At 45.5% G+C, this 3,586-nt stretch carries 4 protein-coding genes; 3 read left to right on the forward strand and 1 reads right to left on the reverse strand.

The annotated features are described in order from the left end of the window. The 3 genes from ACWA6V_RS19130 to ACWA6V_RS19140 all read left to right on the forward strand — a co-directional run. Window positions 1-839 (forward strand): family 43 glycosylhydrolase (locus tag ACWA6V_RS19130; RefSeq protein WP_449523989.1); only part of this gene is annotated, 839 nt, incomplete at its 5' end. Between the two features lie 202 nt (window positions 840-1,041). Beyond that, a complete protein-coding gene (locus tag ACWA6V_RS19135) occupies window positions 1,042-1,290 on the forward strand; it encodes a hypothetical protein (protein ID WP_449523990.1) in 249 nt (82 codons plus the stop codon). 252 nt (window positions 1,291-1,542) lie between these two features. Beyond that, on the forward strand, window positions 1,543-2,376 hold the full coding sequence (locus ACWA6V_RS19140; RefSeq protein ID WP_449523991.1) for a substrate-binding periplasmic protein: 834 nt from the start codon (window positions 1,543-1,545) through the stop codon (window positions 2,374-2,376). On the opposite strand, the gene ACWA6V_RS19145 is transcribed toward ACWA6V_RS19140, so the two are convergent. Beyond that, on the reverse strand, window positions 2,362-3,586 hold a 1,225-nt coding region (locus ACWA6V_RS19145), incomplete at its 5' end, for a DUF6805 domain-containing protein (RefSeq protein ID WP_449523992.1). The genes ACWA6V_RS19140 and ACWA6V_RS19145 overlap by 15 nt on opposite strands.

The raw sequence follows: 3,586 nt of genomic DNA on the forward strand, positions 1-3,586 counted from the left end.
AGCTATCAGATCGCGCCTTTGCCACTGAACCTACCTGGGCAAAATCGGTAGCGCCCGGTTTTAACGGCCACCTTTGGGCGCCCGATATCATTCAGCGCAACAACCAGTTTTATTTGTATTACTCGGTTTCCGCCTTCGGTAAAAATACTTCGGCGATTGGCGTAACCGTTAATAAAACCTTAAATCCCAAATCGCCGGATTACCGCTGGGAAGATAAAGGCATAGTGATTCAATCAGTGCCCAATCGCGATATGTGGAATGCAATTGACCCCGCCGTGATTGTGGATGAACAAGGCAGCGCCTGGATGAGCTTTGGCTCTTTCTGGAGCGGGCTGAAAATATTCAAGCTCAATGATGATTGGACACGTCCTGCCGAACCACAAGAATGGCACAGCATTGCCAAACGCGATCAGGTGCCCGCAAGCGCCAGCAGCAATGCGGGTCCCGGAGAAATTGAGGCGCCATTTATTTTCAAAAAAGGCGATTACTATTATTTGTTTGCCTCATGGGGACTCTGCTGCAAAGGCGCGAACTCTACTTATCATCTAGTGGTTGGCAGATCTAAAAATGCGCTTGGCCCTTATCTGGATAAAACCGGTAACGACATGAATGACGGCGGTGGAAGCTTGTTAATCAAAGGCAATAAAAACTGGGTCGGCCTTGGCCATAACGGTGCGTACAGCTGGGATGACAAAGACTATTTAGTGCTGCACGCCTATGAAACCGCAGATAAGTATTTGCAGAAACTCAAAATACTGAATATCCGCTGGGATAAAGAAGGCTGGCCAGTTGTAGATGAAAAAGAATTGGATTCATATAAAAGTAAGCGATTAAAATAATCTGAGCGAAATTGACTTCCACACTTAAAGGAATAAGTGCGGAAGATCACAAAAAAATACAAAATTATTTTTTCATAACTTTTTGATCATAAGCATTTCAGTTTATGAACATTAACTCTTTGTTTAAAAAACACATTGGGGCTAGGCTGTAACTACACATGGTAAAAACCCCTGTAGGGAATGTGGTTTTTAACGGAGGTATATGATGACCAGAGAAGATATTTTACGTGATGAGCAAGGCGAGACCGCGCGTGAATTGGCTGAGTTATTGCGACTTGGACAAGAGATGGGGCGGCGCTTAAGCAATGAAACCCACGGCGAAATGTACGATGAAGTGCGCATGCTTATTTCATTGCTCCACCAAACCCGCGCACAAGCCGATTTAATTGACGCAAAATTAAATTCCGCCAACCCGGTGGCAGATCTTTTGGCGCGACGCCAACAGCATTAATCAGTTCTGCTAAACCGCAATTCACTTCTCCCCCCAATAAACTTGGGGGTTTCGTTTCCTCCCCTCCCTCGCTGCAAGCCCCCGGGTACCGGGTGCCTGGGTTTAAATCGCTCCGTTGACGGACACCAAATTTGCCGCTAGGGTTAAGGAGGCTTGATGCGACAGTTAACTAACAATCTGGCCACTCACATTCTGTACAAAATAACTACCTTACGCCCAGGATGCAGCGCAGGAAGATAGAGCACCGCACTCATGAACAAACATCCAACATCGATTAAGCTATTTTTTATCGTCAGCTTATTGCTGCACTGCTGGTGCATGAATGCATTTGCAGATAATCTAGCACCCGAAAAATTAACCGTCGGCTATTTCGATTTTCCACCGCATACTTTTCCTAAAAACTCGAAGCAACCCAGCGCGGCACTGGCTTACTTCGATAAAATCGCACAGGAGATGGGAGTGGAGGTTGAATATAAACACTACCCTCTTTCGCGCCTGGTATTTTTGCTTGATCACCAACGGTTGGATGCAGCACTGTTTTTGGCAAAAACGGAGGCGCGCACAAAAATATTTTCCTATCCCTCTACTCCCTACTTCACCACTAATTCGGTCTTTGTGGTGCCCAGTGCCAGCAATCTGAAATCAGCAAAAGACATTGAACAGAAAAGCACACTACAGCTTGCAGTATGGGAGGGAGGCTTTCACTCATCTACGCTTGCCGTTAGCAAAAATACGCTTGTGCCATTGAGTGGTAATGATGTTGCAGCACGCGGAATACAATTGGTTGTGAATGGCCGGTTTGATGCTTTTTTTAGCCCTGATAGTCACGCCATTGAATATGAAGCCCTCACCACAGGCCAAACAGCTAGTATCCGTATACTGCCTATTCCCGGGGAAGATATAGATATTTATAGCGTTTTTTCTAAAAAATCCGCCAACCTTTTTTTAAAACGCTATGAAAGCGCATTAAAAAAAGTGACAGCAGAAATAAGTTACGCCACGTTTTTAAGCAATTATCAAAAAAACCTGCCGCACACACCAGAAGTTACGCCAACCATGAACAGTGAGTCATCACTCACGCAATAATTTAACGCCATAAATCCCACCGGCAACCGAACCGGTTTCGGCAACAAATTTTAGTGTGTATTTTCCGTTGGCATTTTTTACCAAATCCGCTGGAATTGTATAATCCACCGTAAAAAATTCTTGGCTATTAGCCTGCGAACGTACCCTGGCGATAACAACATCGTTCAGCCGGATTTCAAAACGGCGCCCGCTATCGATTCCTGCATAAGTAATCTGCAAGATTTTTGCTTCTTGCTGTTTATCGTTTAATTCATAGCTAAACCAGGCGCGGGTGTGGCGCCAGTGACGGCCGTTATAAATTCCCGCCTCACTTTGCTCGCCTTTGTAAAAGTGATCTGATTCTGGTTGCTGCTCTCCAGGAGCAACCTGATCAATGGTTTTTGCTTGCAATGTGATGCGTGCGTGTTCGTCAGCAGCGGCTTTAGCGCGTGATTTTTCCAAATCGGCGACTGTGGTGTACGGCCAATAAATCGCGTAACGCGATTCATGCAACCGGAAAAAGGGAATTAACTCGATGCTTTGTAGATCCTGACCATTGATTAAACCGGACGCATTAAACGTGAGCGACTTTCCCGCAACCGGTTTTAATTGTTGGATAAACTCTCGGCTATTGCCCAGTAAAAACGGTGCAGCTTCCAGTGGACACATTTTTCCTTGGGCGATATGCCCCATACGCGAATCATCGGAAAAATAACTCAGCTGCTCATTGGCAAAGGGTTGGGTTTTAGCGGCGAGCACAATTGGCCCATGTAATATTGCGTAGTAGTTGGAACTATCGGGCATTTTTTCCAACTCGGTGTGCATTGGCAGTATTAACTCGACCTTGTCGCCTTTTTTCCAGCGGCGTTCCAGTGCGATATAGTCACCCGGATTTTTTTTCACATCTAATGCTTTTCCGTTCACTCGCAATTCCAATTTCCCTTGCTCCACCCAATTGGGGTAACGCAAATGCAAACTAAAACGTGCTGATTTATCTATTACAATTTGCGTCGCTGGTTCATCGGGAAAGAGCGTTGTCTGTGTCAGGCTTATACCCTGCTCTTTCCATTCCATTTGCGATGGGATAAATAAATTGATGAATACATCGGGAGTGTGTTTGGATTTTTTATCGCGCGCATAAATAAATTCGGCGTATTTTGAATGGCTCTCTAATCCCGACCCCACACAACACCACATACCATCCTGCACTTGCGAATAGACCCGGTAGTGA

It is taken from the genome of Cellvibrio sp., from assembly GCF_053579595.1.